The sequence below is a fragment of the Streptomyces sp. NPDC088097 genome, from assembly GCF_044741845.1.
Lineage (GTDB): Bacteria > Actinomycetota > Actinomycetes > Streptomycetales > Streptomycetaceae > Streptomyces.
The window spans coordinates 231,112-246,844 of sequence record NZ_JBIUTJ010000010.1; the positions used below are offsets into that span (position 1 = coordinate 231,112).

Annotated in this window: 14 protein-coding genes and 1 pseudogene; 5 read left to right on the forward strand and 10 right to left on the reverse strand. The window is 74.2% G+C overall.

Features of this window, described 5'->3' with window-relative positions:
* Positions 1-33: 33 nt before the first annotated feature.
* Entirely contained in the window at positions 34-1,650 is a 1,617-nt protein-coding gene (locus ACIOD1_RS25740) for a glycosyl hydrolase (protein ID WP_401904848.1), read from the forward strand.
* Between the two features lie 29 nt (positions 1,651-1,679).
* On the opposite strand, the gene ACIOD1_RS25745 is transcribed toward ACIOD1_RS25740, so the two are convergent.
* The 9 genes from ACIOD1_RS25745 to ACIOD1_RS25785 form a co-directional block, all read right to left on the reverse strand.
* Positions 1,680-2,822, reverse strand: a complete 1,143-nt coding sequence (locus tag ACIOD1_RS25745) for a GNAT family N-acetyltransferase (RefSeq protein ID WP_365621230.1) — start codon at positions 2,820-2,822, stop codon at positions 1,680-1,682.
* A complete protein-coding gene (locus ACIOD1_RS25750; protein WP_365621233.1) occupies positions 2,819-3,508 on the reverse strand; it encodes a lipopolysaccharide biosynthesis protein in 690 nt (229 codons plus the stop codon). Before ACIOD1_RS25750 ends, ACIOD1_RS25745 begins: the two co-directional genes overlap by 4 nt.
* 78 nt (positions 3,509-3,586) lie before the next feature.
* On the reverse strand, positions 3,587-4,768 hold the full coding sequence (locus ACIOD1_RS25755) for a glycosyltransferase (RefSeq protein ID WP_365621236.1): 1,182 nt from the start codon (positions 4,766-4,768) through the stop codon (positions 3,587-3,589).
* A complete protein-coding gene (locus ACIOD1_RS25760) occupies positions 4,765-5,541 on the reverse strand; it encodes a polysaccharide deacetylase family protein (RefSeq protein WP_365621239.1) in 777 nt (258 codons plus the stop codon). The genes ACIOD1_RS25755 and ACIOD1_RS25760 overlap by 4 nt, the downstream gene beginning before the upstream one ends.
* The gene (murJ, locus tag ACIOD1_RS25765; RefSeq protein ID WP_401904878.1) at positions 5,531-7,300 is read right to left on the reverse strand and encodes a murein biosynthesis integral membrane protein MurJ; all 1,770 of its coding nucleotides are present in this window, start codon (positions 7,298-7,300) and stop codon (positions 5,531-5,533) included. Before murJ ends, ACIOD1_RS25760 begins: the two co-directional genes overlap by 11 nt.
* A gap of 13 nt (positions 7,301-7,313) precedes the next feature.
* Positions 7,314-8,699 (reverse strand): O-antigen ligase family protein, encoded by a 1,386-nt coding sequence (locus ACIOD1_RS25770; RefSeq protein ID WP_401904852.1) that lies wholly within the window; start codon positions 8,697-8,699, stop codon positions 7,314-7,316.
* A 3-nt stretch (positions 8,700-8,702) separates the two neighbouring features.
* On the reverse strand, positions 8,703-10,238 hold the full coding sequence (locus tag ACIOD1_RS25775) for an exopolysaccharide biosynthesis polyprenyl glycosylphosphotransferase (protein WP_401904880.1): 1,536 nt from the start codon (positions 10,236-10,238) through the stop codon (positions 8,703-8,705).
* 2 nt (positions 10,239-10,240) lie between these two features.
* A complete protein-coding gene (locus ACIOD1_RS25780; RefSeq protein ID WP_401904853.1) occupies positions 10,241-11,464 on the reverse strand; it encodes a glycosyltransferase in 1,224 nt (407 codons plus the stop codon).
* 19 nt (positions 11,465-11,483) lie between these two features.
* Positions 11,484-12,587, reverse strand: coding sequence for a DUF3344 domain-containing protein (locus tag ACIOD1_RS25785; protein ID WP_365626488.1), 1,104 nt, complete (start codon positions 12,585-12,587; stop codon positions 11,484-11,486).
* A gap of 342 nt (positions 12,588-12,929) precedes the next feature.
* Between ACIOD1_RS25785 and ACIOD1_RS25790 the strand changes: the two genes are divergently transcribed.
* The 4 genes from ACIOD1_RS25790 to ACIOD1_RS25805 all read left to right on the forward strand — a co-directional run bounded on the left by ACIOD1_RS25790 (position 12,930) and on the right by ACIOD1_RS25805 (position 15,604).
* The gene (locus ACIOD1_RS25790) at positions 12,930-13,340 is read left to right on the forward strand and encodes a rodlin (RefSeq protein WP_365626485.1); all 411 of its coding nucleotides are present in this window, start codon (positions 12,930-12,932) and stop codon (positions 13,338-13,340) included.
* Positions 13,341-13,570: 230 nt separating this feature from the next.
* Positions 13,571-13,804 carry a chaplin gene (locus tag ACIOD1_RS25795; protein WP_365626482.1) on the forward strand — a complete coding sequence of 78 codons (234 nt, stop codon included), beginning with the start codon at positions 13,571-13,573 and terminating at the stop codon, positions 13,802-13,804.
* A 121-nt stretch (positions 13,805-13,925) separates the two neighbouring features.
* Positions 13,926-15,077, forward strand: a complete 1,152-nt coding sequence (locus ACIOD1_RS25800; protein ID WP_401904857.1) for a chaplin — start codon at positions 13,926-13,928, stop codon at positions 15,075-15,077.
* A gap of 179 nt (positions 15,078-15,256) precedes the next feature.
* The gene (locus tag ACIOD1_RS25805; RefSeq protein WP_365626476.1) at positions 15,257-15,604 is read left to right on the forward strand and encodes a hypothetical protein; all 348 of its coding nucleotides are present in this window, start codon (positions 15,257-15,259) and stop codon (positions 15,602-15,604) included.
* A gap of 9 nt (positions 15,605-15,613) precedes the next feature.
* Here the strand turns inward: ACIOD1_RS25805 and ACIOD1_RS25810 are convergent.
* A pseudogene (locus tag ACIOD1_RS25810) lies at positions 15,614-15,733 on the reverse strand (IS5/IS1182 family transposase); the annotation flags it as partial.

The window sequence follows — 15,733 nt, forward strand, 5'->3', positions numbered from 1 at the left end:
AGCACACCGGTTCAGGAAAGCTCGGGAGACGCCATGCCCAGAACACGCCGCCGACTGGCGAGCACCTGCATCGGTACGGTCACGGCCGGACTGCTGGCCACCGGCGCCGCGCTCACCGCGCCGGACGAGGACCTCCCCCAGGGCTCCGACATCGCGATGGGCGCCTATCTCGACTTCGGTCCCCAGGGCGTCGCCCGGATCCCGACCCTGTCGCGCTGGCTGGGCGGCAAGGAGATCCGGGTCGGCCACACCTACCTCCCGGGCGACCAGTGGGCCGGCATCGAGGGGAACGTCTCCTTCCTCGCCGACTGGGCCGCGTGGCGCAAGGACGGGGACGACCGGATGTTCGTCCTCAACGTGCCGATGCAGGCCCGCAACGAGGGCCGGATCCCCGACCGGCAGGTGGCCCGGCTGATCAGGGAGGGCGCGGAGGGCCAGAACGACGCGCACTTCACGAAGCTGGCCGAGCGGCTGGTGTCGCTGGGCGTGCCGGACACGGTGATCGTGCTCGGCTGGGAGATGAACGGCACCACCTACACCCACCGCTGCGGGCCGGACCCGGAGAACTGGAAGGCGTACTGGAAGCGCGTCGTCAACGCGATGCGCGCGGTGCCCGGCCAGGAGTTCAAGTTCGATTTCGCCCCGAACAGGGGTACGGACGCGATCGGCTGGACCAAGTGCTACCCCGGTGACGACGTCGTCGACATCATCGGCATGGACTCCTACGACCAAGCCCCCGGCCGGACCTTCGACGAGCAGATCAGCCAGCCGTACGGACTCCAGCAGCACGTGGACTTCGCGAAGGCACACGGCAAGCGGATCTCGTACCCGGAGTGGGGGCTGTTCCGCAACGGGGACAACCCGGAGTACGTCCGGCGCATGCTGAAGTGGATCGAGCAGCACAAGCCGATCTACCACACCATCACCGACTACTGCCCGCACGGCGTCTGGCAGTGCAAGCAGAACCCGGACTCCTCGCGGGTCTTCCGCGAGGCGCTGACCCCGCAGGTCCCGCCGGTCGTCCCGACGCCGGTGGTCCCGACGCCCGTGATCCCGACGCCCGTGGTCCCGACCCCGGTCGTCCCGACGCCGGTCGTCCCCACCCCCGCCGTGCCGACCCCGCAGGTCCCGACCCCGTCCGTGCCCACGCCGGAGATCCCGAAGCCCGAGATCCCGAAGCCCCAGGTCCCGACCCCGGCGATCCCGACCCCGCAGGTCCCGACCCCGTCGGTGCCCGCGCCCGAGGTGCCCACCCCGGCGCCCGTCCCGAGCCCCGAGACCCCCTCGGTCCCGCCGCTCGTCGACCCCACGCCGACGCCCGCACCCACCACCCCGACGCCCGAGGTCCCCGTCCCGCCGGTCGTCGAGCCGCCCGTCGTCGAGCCGAGCCCCACCCCGACTCCGGAGGTCTCCGTACCGCCCGTGCTCCCTCCGGCGCCCTCCCCGGAGGTGTCCGCGCCGGCGTCCCCGGCCCCCGTCCCCAGCCCGCTCGTGCCCAAGCCGCAGCCGCCCGCGCCGAAGCCCCCCACCAACAGCAAGCAGTGGTGCGTCCCCCTCAACTTCGGGGAGTGGCTCTCCAAGCTGGTCGGCAACCAGGCGGTCTGCGTCAAGCTCGACTGGGGCAAGGAATCCGGCCTCTGGCCCTTCTAGGACCCGTCCGTCCGACCCCCCGGGACGGGTCACCGCACGCGCAGTTCGTTGAGCCGCGCGCGCCAGTCCCGGGCGGCCGGCAGCGCCTCGCGCAGCGCGTCCACCGCCCGCTCGCGCCCCGAGATCTGCGACTCGTGCAGTCGCAGCAGGGGCGCGAGCGCGTGCGTGGCCAGCAGGAGGCGCTGGTTGACGACCGTCTCGGGCCGCCAGTGGTTCTTGTACGGCTCGTTGCCGCGCAGGAAGCTCACCACGGGCCGGCCGTCCGCGAGGGCCCGGCCGGCCTCGTAGCGCAGCAGCAGGGTGGCGACGTCCACCTTGCGCTCCCGCAGGTCCGGGTCGGCTCCGTAGAGGTAGCCGCCGCTGAGCCCGGCCGACAGCAGGGTGACGTTGGCGGCGACCACCTTCCCGTCCAGCCGGAACTCCGTCAGCCGCCCCTCCCCCGCCCGCACCATCCGCCGGGTGGCCCGGGTCAGGTGCTCGGCGAAGCGGGGCCGCAGGTGCTCGGGGGTCACCCCGCGACCGCGCCACTGCTTCTCGTGCAGCCGCAGCAGGGTCCGTACGGCCTGCGGCACCTCCTGTTCGGTGACCTCGTGCTCCTCGATCCCGGCGGCGTCGGTCTTGCGCAGCTTGGCCCGCACCCGCTGGGCCCCGGAGGCCGGCATCCGCTTGACCAGCTCGTCGAAGGGCAGCGCGGGCAGCTCCATGCAGGTGGAGTCGGCCAGCCTGCTCGACACGCCCGGCCACGCCTCGAACAGGGCCTCGGCCGCCGCACCGGGCCGGACCTCGCGCAGGTCGACGACCGCGCTGCGGGCGGCCCGGTGCAGGCCGCGCGCCAGCGCCGGGACGACCTGCTCGCCGTCCCCGGCGGCCACGAGCACGTCGGAGTAGTCGGTGATCGGCCCGCCGAGCGGCACCAGCCGCGGCAGCGGCCGGTGCACGAGCATCAGCGGGGCCGCGCCGACGAGTTCCCCGCCGCGCCGCACCAGGACGATCCGCAGCCGGCCCTCCTTCCCGTAGGACAGCCACCACGAGTGCAGCCAGGCGTGGCTCTGGAAGGGGGTGGCGGAGGGACACGCGCGGACGAGCCGGTTCCACGGCTCCTCCAGCGCGGCGAACTGTCGGGGGTCGCGGCACAGCGTCACCGACAGGGCCCCGGTGGAGCCCCCGGTCATCGCACGGACTCCTTCTCCTTGGTCTCGGCGTGCTCACCCTGCGCGGGCAGCGTGGCGTACTCCTCGACCGGCGCGTGCGCCGGCCCGTCCCCCTTGCGACGGCCGGGCCGGGCGAGCAGCCACAGCCCGCCCAGCAGCCCGCCCGCGCACAGCCCGACGGCCCCGCTGATGGCGGCGGAGGGCGAGGCGGGCTCGGAGGGCGCGACGGCCTGGTTGAAGAGGAGCAGCTGCACGCCGGTGTTCTTGGCGGCCTGGTTGCTGCTCAGGGTGAGCGCGTCGGCGACCGCGTTGGCGATGTCGGCGGCCTCGGAGGCGCTCTTGGCGGTGCCGGTGATGGCGATCATCGGGGAGTCGGGGGAGGTCTCGGCGCGCACCTGGGTGCGCAGCTGCCGCGGCCCGATGCCGGCGCGGGGCTGGGCGTAGGCGAGGGTGGAACTGCTGGTGGCGATGCGGCCGTAGGCCTGGGCGAAGCCGAGGGCGGTGGCCGGTTCGGTGGTCTCGTTGGGTACGGCGACCACGTAGCCGGTGGCCGCGTATTCGGGGGCCTTGAGCACCCCGTACGCTCCGCCCGCCGCCAGCCCGAGGAGGGCGCAGGCGGGCAGGGGCCACCAGGCGGGCGGCGGGAGCAGCCGGCGCTTCCTGCCGGAACGGTGGTCGGACTTCTTCTGGTCGGCGGTGTCGGCCATGTGCGGTGCCCTTTCCTGGGTGGAGGGGAGTGCGTTCGTCCGGCCGTTGACCCGGCCGGAGTGGGAGTACGGGGGGGGTCAGCCGCTCCCGGCGCGGACGGCCCGCGAGGGGCCCGCCCCGGCCGCCGTGCCGCGCCCGGCCAGCGCGATCTCGTAGACGGGCAGGAGCCGCTCCGCGCTGCGCGCGATGTCGTACCGGCGCGCCACGGGCGGTGGCGGGAGCCGGCGGGAGCCGGCCTCCATGTGCCCGCGCAGGGCGGCGACGAGTTCCTCGGTGCCGGGGCCGATGCGCCGCGCGCCGGGGGCCTCGCCGGCGGGGAGGTCGTCGACGGCGGGGCAGGTGACGTGCAGGACGGGGAGCCCGGCGGCCAGCGCCTCGACGACGGCCAGACCGAACGCCTCCTCCTTGGACGGGGACACGAAGACGTCCATGGCCGCCAGCAGGGCGGGGATGCCGGGGGTACGCCCGTCGGGGCTGTCCCCGAGCGGGTCCCGCTCGCCGAGGAGGTGGATCCGGCTCTGTGCGCCCAGCTCGGCGGCCAGCAGCCGCAGCGCGGCCCGCTCCGGCCCGTCCCCGGCGAGCAGCAGGTGCGCTCCGGGCAGCGCGGCGACGGCCCGTACGAGTACGTCGAACCGCTTGCCCGGCACCAGCCGGCCCACGCCGCCGACCACGAAGGCCCGTTCGGGCAGCCCGGTGCGGGACCGGGTGGCGCGGCGGACGCCCTCGTCGAAGCGGAAGCGGGCGGCCTCGATGCCGTTCGGGACCACGTGGATCCGGGGGGCCGGGACCCCCCACGCCTCCAGCCGGGCGGCCACGGTGTCGGACACGGCGACGGTGGCCGCGCCGAGGCGTTCGCCGGTCAGGTACAGGGCCCGGACCCCGGCGGAGAGCGGGCGGCCCTCGATCTCGGCGGCGCCCAGCGAGTGTTCGGTGGCGACGGTGGCCCGGACCCCGGCGGCCCGGGCGGCGATGCGCCCGTAGACGCAGGCCCGGTAGAGGTGGGTGTGGACCAGGTCGTAGCGGCCGTGGCGGATGAACCGGACGAGCCGGGGCAGCGCGCCCAGGTCGCGGTTGCCGCGCATGCCCAGGTGCACGACCCGGACCCCGTCGGCGCGCAGCCCTTCGGCGACCGGCCCGGGGTTGGTCAGCGTGAGGACGTCGCAGTGCATCGGCAGGTGGCGCAGCAGCAGGCGCAGTTGTTGCTCGGCGCCGCCGACGCCGAGTCCGGTGATCACGTGGAGGGCCTTGACGTCCTTCATCGGAGCACCGTCCGCCGCAGCTCGCGCGCCTGGTGGCGCAGTTGCTTGATCCGTAGGCGGGCCGGTCCGTCGGCCTGGCTGACGTGGGTGCGGGGCAGGGCGTGCGGGCCGGTCAGCGGGCCGGGGACGATGGCGCAGGCGTAGGCGTACCCGGCGGTGCGGGCGGCTTCCACCACGCGGGTGTCGAGGTGTCCGTAGGGGTAGCAGAAGCCGGCGGGGAGGGTCGCGGTCAGCTCGCGCAGCAGGTCGCGGCTGCCCCGCAGTTCCTGTTGGAGGACGTCGTCGGGGGTGGTGGTGAGGTCCTGGTGGAGGAGGCCGTGGGAGCCGATCTCCTGGCCCGCGGCGGCGACCGCGCGGATCCCCTCGGCGGTGAGCAGCGGCTTGCGGGGCCCGAGCGGGTCCCACACGTTGTCCACGCCGAGCCGGCCCGGCAGGACGAAGAGGGTGGCGGTGCAGTGGTGGCGGCGCAGCAGGGGCAGGGCCGTGGTGAGGAAGTCGGTGTAGCCGTCGTCGAAGCTGAGCCCGACCAGGCCCCGGCCGCGACCGGCGGCACGTTCGCGCAGCAGCTCGCCGACGGACACTCCGCGCAGGCCCCGGGAGCGCAGCCAGAGCAGTTGGGTCTCCAGGGCGCGAGGGGTGACGGTGATCCCGTACGGGTCCTCGGCGGGATCGGTGAACTCGGTGACCGAGTGGTACATCAGGACCCACGGGGAGGGGCTCCGGCGGGCGGGGCCCCGCACGGCCACGGGGGCCGTGTCGGTGTCAGCGGACATTGCGGAACCTCTGGGTGAGCTGGGTGAGCTGGGAGCGGAGCTGTGCGTTGAGCCGTTCGAGCTGCCCGGGGAGTGCGGTGACCTCGATGGCCCGCATGGCCATGCCGGTGGCCCCGAACATGGCCGGGACGAGCAGGCAGCCGAGGGCGACGCTGAGCAGCGGGTCGGGGATCATCGGCCCGGCGAGCCAACCGGTGCCGCAGGCGGCGGCCGCCGAGACGGCGAGGCGTCCGATGCTGACGGCGACCCGGCGCACGTGGATGGCGATGATGCGGGAGCCGAGTCCGGTGAGGAGCAGGACGGCGGTGGTGGAGATGCCGGCGGCGTTGGCGGCGGCGATCCCGTAGGTGCCCCACCAGCCGACGGCGAGGGCCCCGGCCACGATGTTGACGAGCAGCCCGGCGCCCATCGCGAGCGCCGGGAACCAGGTGGGCCGGGCGGTCGAGAAGAAGGGCCGGGAGAGCGCCCCGACAAGGCAGTGGCCGAGCAGTCCGACTCCGTAGACGCGCATGACGTCGGCGGTGGCGAGGGTGTCGCGGTGGGTGAAGGCCCCGCGTTCGAAGAGGACCTGGATGATCTGCGGGGCGTAGCCGATGACGAGGGCGCTGCCCATGAGCACGGCCAGGGAGGCGAGGGCGAGGTCCTGTTCCACCCGGCGCCGGGCCTTCTCCCGTTCTCCGCCGGCCATGGCCTGGGCCACGACGGGGAAGGTGACGGTGCAGATCATCAGGGAGAGCACCATCGGCATCTGCGCGACCTTCTGCGCGTAGTTGAGGTGCGAGATGGCGCCGGGGGGCAGGGAGGCGGCGAGGAACCGCTCGACGAGGACCTGGGACTGGCGGAAGACGGCGAAGAAGACAACGGGGGCGATGAGCCCGAAGGCGATCAGGGTCGGCCGGTCGCGGTCGCGCTGGTTGCGCGGGGCGCCCTTGGCGCGGGCGGGCCCGAAGCCGACGTTGCGGATGAATGCGGGGAGTTGGACGAGGACCATCAGCGCGCCGCCGACGGCGACCCCGGCGGCGGCGGCCCGTACCCCCCACAGGGTGTGGAGGGCGACCATCGTGGCGATGATCCCGACGTTGTACGCGACGTAGATCGCGGCGGGCGGCAGGAAGGAGCGGTGGGCGCGCAGGGCGGCGCTGAAGTATCCGGCGACGCCGAAGGTGAGCACGGTCAGGGCGGTCATCCGGGTGCACTGCACGGCCAGTTCGGGATCGGGCAGGCCGGGCGCGAGGACGCCGACGACGAGCGGCGCGGCCACGACGAGCACGGAGGCCACGGCGGCGAGGAGGACGGCGAGCCGGGGCAGGGTGGCCGCGACGAGCAGGCGTACGGGGTCGGCCGCGCGGGCTTCCCGGCGGGTGAGCCCGGCCCGGCCGGCGGCCCGCCGGGCCAGCGCGTGGCTGAAGGCGGGGACCATCAGCAGGGCCATGGCGTCCTCGATCAGCAGGGTCGAGGCCATCTCGGGCACGGTCCAGGCGATCAGGAAGGCGTCGCTGTCGTGGCCGGCCCCGAAGAGGTGCGCGATGGTCTGGTCCCGTACGAGTCCGAACACCGCGCCGGCGACGCTCAGTCCGGCGGTGACGGCGGCGGCCTTGGCGAGGAACCGCCCGAGCGGGGCGGGAGCGCCCCCGGGGGAACCGGGTGCGGAACCTCCCGCGCCGCCGGAGCCCTCGCCCGGCCCGGGCGCCCCCTGTGCCCGGCGCCGGGCGCCGGGCGGGGTCGTGGGCGCGGGGGAAGCGGCCTGGCCCGCCGCCAGGGAGTGGTGTCGGTCACCGGGCGGCCGGCCCGTCGGGGGCCGGCCGGCCGGAGACGCGGGCGCCGAACCCCGCGCCGTCCCCGGAGGGCAGCGCCCACCAGGCGGCGAGGCCGACGATCACACCGGTCAGGACGGTGGACGGGCCTCCGATGTCGGCGTAGAGGAAGTCGGTGAGCTGCCAGACGAGGAGACCGATCGCGATCAGCCCGCAGTCGCGGATGCCCTCGCCGGCCGCGTACCGGCGCAGCCCGGCGACGAGCACCGCGGCCCAGCCGCCGGCGAGGGCGAGGAGGCCGATCAACCCCTGCTCGCTCAGGACGAGGAGGTACATGTTGTGCGGGGAGAGCAGCGGCTGCTTGATGAAGGCCTGTCCGGCGCCCGCGGTGTCGCTGCCGGAGGAGAGCCCGAGGGAGGAGTGGCCGTCCCGGTTGGCGGGGAAGCCCTTGAGGCCCACCCCGACGGCGGGGCGCTCGCGCCACATGGACTCGGCGGCGGCCCACATCGTGTAGCGGTCGGTCACCGACTGGTCGGGGGCGCTGGAGACCTGGGTGATCGAGGTCAGCCGCTCGGCGACCATCTCGGAGCCCACTCCGAGCCCGCCGACGAGGACCACGCCCACCGCGGCCAGCGCGACGAGCACCTTGAGCGCCCGCCGGATCCCGGCCATGACCATGACCAGCACGACCGCCCCGAGGGTGGCGATCCAGGCGCCCCGGCTGAAGGACAGCACGAGCGGCACCACCAGGGCGAACGCGCAGCCCCCGGCGATCCGCCGGACCTTGGGCGGGAGCCCGACGGCGAGGGCGGCGGCGGTGGCCACGATCAGCCCGTACGCCACGACGGTGGCCATGCCCATGACGTCGCCGGGGCCGAAGGTGCCGACGGCCCGGATGTCCGCGCCCTGGTAGGAGGCGCCGGTGTGGGTCGCGAACTGGATCACGCCGACCGCGCCCTGGACCAGGCCCAGCACCACGAAGCACCCTGCGGCGAGCCGGAACTCGTGGGCGTCGCGCACCAGCAGCACCACGGCCGCCGGGACCAGCACGAAGACCTGGAGGTAGCGCACGAAGCCCGGCAGGGCGGCGTACGGGTCCGCGGCGGTCATGGTGGAGACGGCGAGCCCGACCCCGGGGGCGCCGAGGACGAGCACCCCGAGCGGGGTCAGCGTCCGCACCCGGCCGCGCAGCGCCTGCACCCCGCAGACCAGGGCCAACAGCAGCGAGGCGGCGTCGGCCGGCCCGACCTTGCCGGAGGCGGCGGCATCGCCCGCCGGCAGCGGTGCGAGGAGGAACAGGACGGTCGCGGCGAGCGGCAGCAGCGGCCAGTGCCGGCGCAGCAGGCCCGGTACGTCCAGGCGCGCGAGGACTCCGGCCCCGGGGCGGGGTGCGGCGAGGCTCATGGCTCAACTCCCTCCGAGCCGGAAGCGGAAGAAGGAGGCCGCGGTCCGGGCGAGGATCCACAGGTCCTGCCACAGCGACCAGGTGTCGATGTAGTGGTTGTCGAAGCGGGCCCGGTCCTCGATGGAGGTGTCCCCGCGCAGCCCGTTGATCTGCGCGAGCCCGGTGATCCCGACGGGCATCCGGTGGCGGGCCTCGTAGCCCGGGTGGACGCTGCTGAACTTGGCGACGAAGAAGGGCCGTTCGGGGCGGGGCCCGACCAGGCTCATGTCACCCCTTACGACGTTCCACAGTTGGGGCAGCTCGTCCAGCGAGGACTTGCGCAGGAAGGAGCCGATCGGGCTCATCCGGCGGTCGCCGGCCACCGTCCAGCGGGTGGCCGACTCGTGGGCGTCGGCGCTCAGCGTGCGGAACTTGAGCAGGGTGAAGGGCCGCCCGTAGAGGCCGACCCGCTCTTGGCGGAAGATCACCCCGGGGCCGTCGGAGAGCCGGACCGCGAGCGCGCACAGACCCATCACGGGGGCGGCGGCGAGCAGGGCGACGGCCGCGAGGGAGGAGTCGATGACCCGCTTCGCGGACCGCTCCAGCAGCCGGGCGGGGCGCGGCAGGAGCGGCTGGACGGCGTACCCCCACAGCTGGTCGGCGGGCTGCGCCACGCGCATGCCGGTGACCTTGGCGGTCCCCGCGGGGTCGGCGAGCCAGAGCCGGCAGCCGTGGTCGTGGAAGAGGCGGACCAGGGAGGCGGTGCGTTCGTCGGCCTCGGGGGGCCGGGTGAAGACGGCGTCCCGGACGGAGTTCTGGATGACGGCGCGCCGGACGTCCTCATGGGTGGCGAGGACGGGCAGCGGACCGCCCTCCCCGTCGGCGGGGGCGTCCGCGCCGACGATCCCGACGGGCCTGAGCCCGTATTCGGGCCGGCCGTGCAGGGCGGCGGCGACCGCCCCGGCGCCGTCCCCGGGGCCGACGACGAGCGCGGAGACGGGACGGCGCAGGGCGGAGCGGCGGCGCAGCTGGTGCACCAGGCCGCGTCCCGCGCAGACCAGGACGACCTGGAGGCAGACGGCGCCGAGCAGGGTGCCCCAGTCGAGGCCCCGGTCCAGGCCGTTGCCGGGCGCGGCGGCGGCGAGTACGGCGCCCGCCCCGCACCAGAGCACGGTCGCCCGCCCCAGCAGCGCGGGCAGTTCCAGCAGAGCGGAGGGCGCGAGCCGGGGCCGGTAGAGCCCGGCCCGCGCGTGCAGGGCGGTCAGCGCGGCGGCGGCGGGCAGCGCGGCCAGGAGCGGGAGCCGGGGTCCGGACAGGGCCGCGACGGTGACGGCGGCGGCCAGCGCGTCGGAGGCCACCAGCGGGGCGGTCCCACCACGGCGGCGGACCCGCTGCGGCCGGACGGCGGGCCGTGCCCGGACGGCGCGGGGACCGCGCGGGGGGTGGATGGCGGTCACCGCGCGGCGGGCTTCCGCCGCGGGCGCGGGCGCGAAGGCGGCGCTGCCGCCGGCGGGCCCCGTACCGCCCTGCCCGGTGTGCCGGGCGGGTGCGCTGTCCATCGTCATCGGCTGATGCGCTCCTGGTTCAAGGGCCGGGGCCTGCCCAGCAGTTCGTGGTACAGGCCGGTGACCGCGTCCGTGGTCCGCCGCACGTCGCAGTCCGTCCGGGCGTGCTGCCGGGCCTGCTCCCCGAGTTCGGCGAGCAGCCGCGGTTCGGAGAGCAGCCGCCCCAGGGCCTTGGCCAGGGCCGTCGGGTCCTCCGGCGGCACCAGGCAGAGCCGTCCCTGGCCGGCCGGCAGGCTCTCCCGGGCACCGCTGACGTCGGAGACCAGGACCGGTCGAGCACAGGCCATGGCTTCGAGCGGGGCGAGCGCCATGCCTTCCCACCGCGACGGCAGTACAACGAGATCGGCGGCCCGAAGCCACGGTCGGATGTCGCGGGCGGCTCCGGCGAAGAGCACGCGGGGTGGCGCGCCGCGCCGCAGCCGCTCGGCGTCGGGGCCGTCCCCGACGAGCGCGAGGCGGGCGTCGGGGACGGTTCCGAGCAGCTCCGGCCAGGCGCGCAGCAGCACGTCCTGGCCCTTTTGGGGGCAGACCCGGCCGACGCAGACCACGAGCGGGCCCTCGCCGGGGAAGTCGGCGGGCAGCGCGAGCGCCTCGCGGGCCCGGGCCCGGTCCTGGTCGCGGTCGGGGTGTTCGGGGCGGAAGTGGTCGAGGTCGACGCCGTTGCGGACCACCGTCCAGCGGGCGGTGATGCCCTCGGTCTCCCCGGCCCGGCGTTCGGACTCGCTGACGCAGAGCACCCGGTCGGCCCAGCGGGCGCCGAAGCGCTCCCAGCGCAGCGCCAGGGCGGCGGTGGCCCCGCCGACCGCGTCGAAGGACCAGGCGTGCGGCTGGAACACCGTGGGCAGGGAGCCCCGTACGGCGAGGCGCCCGACCAGGCCCGCCTTGGCGCTGTGGGCGTGCAGCAGGTCGGGCCGTACGCGGCGCACCAGCCGGGCGGCGCCGAGGACTTCGGCGGGCAGCGCGGGACCCGGGGAGCGCCCGGCGCGCCATGTGAGCACCTCGGCGCCGGCCGCCGCGGCCGTGTCGGCGAGGGAGCCGCCGGTCGGGCAGCCCACGACCACGCGCAGCCCGGCCGCGGTCTGTGCCCGTACGAGGTCGGTCACGACCCGGGCCACGCCGCCGTCGACGGGTTGGGAGAGGTGCAGGACGGTGAGGGGCCGCCTGGGCGCGGCCGGGGAGGGGGAGGGATCGGGAGAGGCTGAAGCGGGTTGTTCGTGCACGTGGAGTGGTCTCCTGCGTTCAGCGGCGCGCGTCTGTCTGAACGAAGAGCACGCCGAGGAATTGACCCTGGCTTTCGCCCGTGAACCTGAAACTCAGGCTGCGGGCGCCACCGGACAGGGCGGGACTCAGATCGAACACATCAGCGTCATATCCGAGATTATTCATATGTTCGGGCTGTCGCACGAACGGGTGACGTCCGAATTCCGTGATCGTGGAATTCATAACATCATTAAAAGGATTTTCCGCATCACTGATGCTGACCCGGCGACCACTGTCGGCGGTCACCGTGAGTGAATCACCGAGGACCCCCCGGTCCCCGTCGTACGCGACCACGCCCACCCGGCCCGAGGCCCCGGCCGGCACGTCCAGCCCGGCCAGCTCGACGGTCTCCCCGGCGGCCTCGCCGGCCCCGGCCGCGAGCGACTCGAAGCCGTCCCACAGCGAGATCCGGCGCACCGGCTCCTGCGGGTGCTCGTAGGCGACGACCAGGGTCCAGCCGCCCCAGGCGCCCACCTCGGAGTGCCCCATGGCGATGTTGAGCTGGGCGACCGTCCACATCCCGGTCCCGCCCCTGCGCACCATCGGGGTGACGTCGGCGGAGGCCTGGTAGGCATCGCTGCCCGCGTCGCTGCGGTGCCCGATCACCGTGTCGGCGAGCACTTCCTTGTACGCGCCCCCGGGCTCGGCGACCAGCACCCGCCCGCTGTCCTCCGGCGGCTTCTGCTCCCCCACCCGCAGGTTCCCGCCCCAGTACAGCCGGGCGTACGAGACCTTCGCGCCCCGCGGCACCCGGAGTTCGGCCCGGGTGGAGTTGTAGGTGTCGGGGTCCTTGTCGACCTCGTCGTAGAACATCTCGTAGTCGCCGTTGACCCCGGCGGCCCCCTTCGCGACCTCCTCGCACGGCTCGGCCCGCTCGGTCTCCACCCGGCGGCAGCCGATGGCGGAGTTGGAGGCCCTGACCAGCCCTCCGTGTTGGACGGCCTGGTAACGCTGAGTGAAGGGAACGCGGGTCGCTTCGCGCTGCGCGGCGGGGGCCGCGGCCCCCGCCGTCGGGACGTGGGCGGAAAGCGTGAGGCAGGACAGCAGGCCGAGTGTGCCGAGGATTCTGCGGGAGGAACCCATGCCCTGTCTCCATTTTCGATCAAGGGGGCAAAACAGGAGTGAACTTTGTCAGAAATCAGGCCGGAAATCACGCCGGACTCGCTCGTACGGCCTTTTGGGCGATGGCACGCACCCTCCCCCCGGGCGGGTCGTTATGCGGTGCACCATTGCTCGAACCGAAAACAAATGCGGGCGGATCCGCCCTGCCGAACCCCTCGTCCGGCAACACCCGCCTGAACGCCCGAGCGTCAACCGCGTGGCCCGAAACGTCGGCATCCGAGTGAAGTCACGCAACCCGAGCGGGGGGACGGGCGTTGTTCCTGGTGCTCCAGTACCGGGCAATCCTGCAAAAAAGGGACGATAATGATCAAGAAGTTTGTGGCCGGCGCAGCGGTTGCCGCCTCCGTCGTGGGTCTCGGTGCCGCCATGGCCCCCCAGGCGATGGCCATCGGGAACGACAACGGCATCAACACCGCGAACGGCAACAACGCCGCGCAGATCTACGGCAACCAGGCCACCTACGGCAACATGAGCCCCCAGATGGCGCTGATCCAGGGCTCGTTCAACAAGCCCTGCATCGCCCTGCCGGCCAAGGCCAACGTGCAGTCGATCCTCGCCCTGGTCAACGTCGGCGTCCAGGACATCCCCGTCCTGTCCAGCCCGCAGAACCAGCAGTGCACCGAGAACTCCACCCAGGCCAAGGGTGACGAGGCCCTCTCGCACATCCTCAGCAACATCCCGGTCCTCTCCGGCAACGCCTCCGCCGGCAGCTGACCGCAGACCGCGCCCGCGAGGCCGTCGCACCCTCGGGTCGCGGCGGCCTCGCCGCATGTCGGGCACCCCAATTCCCCCGCATAAATCCCCTGCGGAATTTCACGCAAGGGCCTCCGAGGGCATCGGAGTGAATTGCCGGACACCCCCCGAAAAACTTCGGTTTCTTTTCCCGGAGCCACTCGTTGTCATTGGTGCAGCGGATAGACCTCTGCGGGAAGGATCGAAACAAAATGACGTACAAGAAGGCAGTTGTGCTGGCCGCCGGCGTCCTGATGGCCGCCGGTGCCGCCGCCCCCGCCATGGCCGACTCCGCGGCACAGGGTCAGGCCGCGGGTTCTCCCGGCGTCCTGTCCGGCAACCTCATCCAGGTTCCCGTGCACGTCCCGGTGAACGTCTGTGGCAACACCGTCAACGTGATCGCCCTGCTGAACCCCGCGTTCGGCAACACCTGCGTCAACGACTGACGCAGCACCTGCGCCCGCCAGGGCGGACCTCCTCGTGGTGGCCTCGGAGTGCACGGCGGTGCACTCCGAGGCCACCTTCGATTCAGCACCGGCCCGAGCGCCGGTAGACAGGGAACGACCCATGCGACAGGTACTGAGCCGACAGGTACTGGGCAAGGGGGTGCTCACGGCCGCGGCCGCCTCCAGCCTGCTGTCGATCGCGGCCGGCGCCGCCTACGCGCATCCCGGGGCGATGTCAGAGGCCTCGCACTCACCGGGCGTGCTGGCCGGCAACAGCGTCTCGGTACCGATCACCTTCGCGCCGAACGTCTGCGGCAACAGCGTGGACGGGGGCGCCGCGCTCAACCCCTCCATGGGGAACACCTGCGTCACCACGACCGGCTCCGACACCCACCACGACTACGAGCGCTACCTCAGCCCCGAGAACGCCGAGGCCTTCGAGCGCTACCTCGACGAGCGCGGGAGCGGCCGTCACGCGCTGCCCGAGCAGCGCCGGGAAACCGAGCGCGGTGACGGGGAACCCCGCGCCCACGCCCCCCGGCACGCGGCCCCGCGGCACGCCGCGCCCCGCCACGAGGAGGACGCGTACGGCGGTTCCGCCGAGAGCGGGGGCGAGGAGGAGTGCGACGACCACCCGACCCCGACGGCCCCCCACGCGGAGCACCCGACCCCGCATCCGCACCCGGCGCCGCCCGCGCCCCCGAAGCCCGAGCCGAACCCCGAGCCGCGGCCCGCGCACCAGCCGGGCCCCGTCGCGGAACACCCGGTGCCCCTGCCGGCTCCGGTTCCGGTCCCCGCGCCCGAGGTGCAGCCCGCCCCCGTTCCCGCCCCGGTCCAGGAGGTTCCGCCGCGGCCCGAGGAGCAGCCCCACACGCTCCCGGCCCCCGCCCCGGCGCCGCCCGCGGAGGTTCCCGCTCCCGGGCCGCCGCACGGCAGCCTGCCCGTGGAGCGGCCCGCGCCGGTGCCCGCGCCCGTGGCGGAGGCCCCCGTCGTCCCGGCGGCGCCGGCCGCTCCGGCGGTCCCGGCCGACCAGCCCCCGGCGGCCCCCGCCGGCGACCTCCCGGTGACCCTGCCCCCGGCTCCCGCGCCCCCGCCGGCGCCGGCCCCCGCCCCCTCGGTGGTCACGCCGGCGGAGGTCGCCCCCGCGCCCGCCGTGGCGACGGCCCCGGAGCTGGCGGCCACCGGAGCGGGTCAGGCCGGGGCCGCCGCGGCCCTCGCCTCGGCCCTGGTCCTGGGCGGCGCGATTCTGTACCGGCGGTCCCGGATCGCCTGACCGGGAATACCGGTAATCAGAAGAAATATCGGCCGGAGAATCCCTCGTCGGATTCTCCGGCCGTTTGACGTACGCCCCGCCGGCGTTTCCGCAGCGGCGGGCGATCGTTACCCAGGGCGAAAGCGGCGCGACGGTCGCCGCCGACACCTCTGCCATCGAAAAGAATGAGGATTTCGATAATGAAGCTTTCCAAGGTCGCCGCTGTCGTCGTCGGATCCGTCGCCGCCCTCGGCGCCGCGTCCCCGGCCTTCGCGACGGACGTCCCCGCCGCGATGCCTCCGATGAGCGCGACGGGTGGGATCACCGAGGCGCTGAACGCCGTCGGTCCGGTCACCGAGGCGCTCCCCCAGACCGTCAACAACGGCCTGGCCGAGCAGGGCGACAACGTCGGCAAGGTCTTCGACACCGCCCAGCGCGTGAACAAGGTGCGCAACGACGCCCCCGGTGAGGTGCTGGGCCTCGCGAACGGCGCCACCCAGGCGTCCCCGCTGCTCGGCGGAGTGAAGCTCAACGGCGGCGCGCACTGAGAAGTCATCTCATTTGGTGAGTCTGCGGTAACAAATGAGGGTGCAGGCGATGCTGGTGAAGGCGAGGAAGTGTTCGGCTTTGCGTTCGTAGCGACGGTGGAGGCGTCGGCAGCCGGCGAGCCAGGCCAT

Coding starts and splice junctions, on each gene's coding strand:
- ACIOD1_RS25740 (WP_401904848.1), top strand. CDS start 34: ATGCCCAGAACACGCCGCCGACTGGCGAGCACCTGCATCGGTACGGTC.
- ACIOD1_RS25745 (WP_365621230.1), bottom strand. CDS start 2,822: ATGACCGGGGGCTCCACCGGGGCCCTGTCGGTGACGCTGTGCCGCGAC.
- ACIOD1_RS25750 (WP_365621233.1), bottom strand. CDS start 3,508: ATGGCCGACACCGCCGACCAGAAGAAGTCCGACCACCGTTCCGGCAGG.
- ACIOD1_RS25755 (WP_365621236.1), bottom strand. CDS start 4,768: ATGAAGGACGTCAAGGCCCTCCACGTGATCACCGGACTCGGCGTCGGC.
- ACIOD1_RS25760 (WP_365621239.1), bottom strand. CDS start 5,541: ATGTCCGCTGACACCGACACGGCCCCCGTGGCCGTGCGGGGCCCCGCC.
- ACIOD1_RS25770 (WP_401904852.1), bottom strand. CDS start 8,699: ATGAGCCTCGCCGCACCCCGCCCCGGGGCCGGAGTCCTCGCGCGCCTG.
- ACIOD1_RS25775 (WP_401904880.1), bottom strand. CDS start 10,238: ATGGACAGCGCACCCGCCCGGCACACCGGGCAGGGCGGTACGGGGCCC.
- ACIOD1_RS25785 (WP_365626488.1), bottom strand. CDS start 12,587: ATGGGTTCCTCCCGCAGAATCCTCGGCACACTCGGCCTGCTGTCCTGC.
- ACIOD1_RS25790 (WP_365626485.1), top strand. CDS start 12,930: ATGATCAAGAAGTTTGTGGCCGGCGCAGCGGTTGCCGCCTCCGTCGTG.
- ACIOD1_RS25795 (WP_365626482.1), top strand. CDS start 13,571: ATGACGTACAAGAAGGCAGTTGTGCTGGCCGCCGGCGTCCTGATGGCC.
- ACIOD1_RS25800 (WP_401904857.1), top strand. CDS start 13,926: ATGCGACAGGTACTGAGCCGACAGGTACTGGGCAAGGGGGTGCTCACG.
- ACIOD1_RS25805 (WP_365626476.1), top strand. CDS start 15,257: ATGAAGCTTTCCAAGGTCGCCGCTGTCGTCGTCGGATCCGTCGCCGCC.